Origin of the sequence: Pseudoalteromonas haloplanktis ATCC 14393 (assembly GCF_000238355.1) — a bacterium.
GTDB classification, from domain to species: domain Bacteria; phylum Pseudomonadota; class Gammaproteobacteria; order Enterobacterales; family Alteromonadaceae; genus Pseudoalteromonas; species Pseudoalteromonas haloplanktis.
Map to the genome: position 1 here is coordinate 1 of NZ_AHCA01000044.1, position 980 is coordinate 980.

Annotated in this window: 1 protein-coding gene; it reads right to left on the reverse strand. The window is 50.4% G+C overall.

Annotated elements, in window-relative coordinates:
• Nucleotides 1-968 (reverse strand): tandem-95 repeat protein (locus PHAL_RS23460; RefSeq protein ID WP_237709904.1); only part of this gene is annotated, 968 nt, incomplete at its 3' end.
• Nucleotides 969-980 lie beyond the last annotated feature (12 nt).

Sequence of the window (980 nt, forward strand, 5' to 3'; positions counted from 1 at the left end):
CCATCGTTGGCAATAAAGCTAAAGCTGTCACTGCCATTGTAGTTAGTTGTGGGTGTATACAGCCAGCTATCTGCACTTTGTTGCACGAGTGTGCCTTGGCTCACATCGCTATCAATGCGATAAGTTAAGCTGTCGTTTTCAATGTCCGTGGCAAGTAAAGTGATCAATAAACTGGCGTCTTCATCCAATGCCAAGCTTTGTGCTTGGCCGACTGGCGCATCATTCACTGGGTTGACCGTCATGGTCACAGTAGCCACGTTGGAGGTTGCGCCGTTGCTGTCTTTAACTGTGTAGGTAAAGCTGTCGCTGCCGAAGTAATCGGCGTTGGCGGTGTAAATAATCGCGCCCGTTGCGGTGATTTGCGTTTGACCATTCGTGGCATCTGTGACAATGGTGACACTGCTGGCATCTAAGCTGTCGCCGGTATCCACATCGCTGTCGTTACCCAGTACGTTAACCTCAAATGAGCCTTCTTCTTGTAGTTGCGCGGTGTTATCCATGGCAACAGGTGCGTCATTGATGGCGTTAATGGTCAGTGTCACGGTGGCAGGCGTTGAGCTTAACCCTTCGCTGTCGGTGAGGGTGTAGGTAAAGCTATACACACCGTTGACATCTTGTTTAGGTGTTATCGCTAAACTGCCATCCAAATTGACACTCACATCCGCAAAGTCATACATGCCAGCGCCGGTGCCTTTGTTCTCTAAGCTGACGTTCGCTGCGTTAAAGCCGCTGTCTTCCACGTCTGAGTCGTTGGCTAAAATAGCCAAGGTCGCTGCGGTGTCTTCATCGGTGTTAATGCTGTCATCAGCCACTACAGGACGGTCGTTCACAGCACCGATATTCACGGTAACGGTTGCAGGTAGTGATACCCCGCCTTCGCTATCGGTTAAGGTATAGGTGAAACTATCTTGCCCTGTCACGTTGGCATCAGGGGTATACACAAAGGTACCCGCGACTTGATCTAACACCACTTGCCCTGA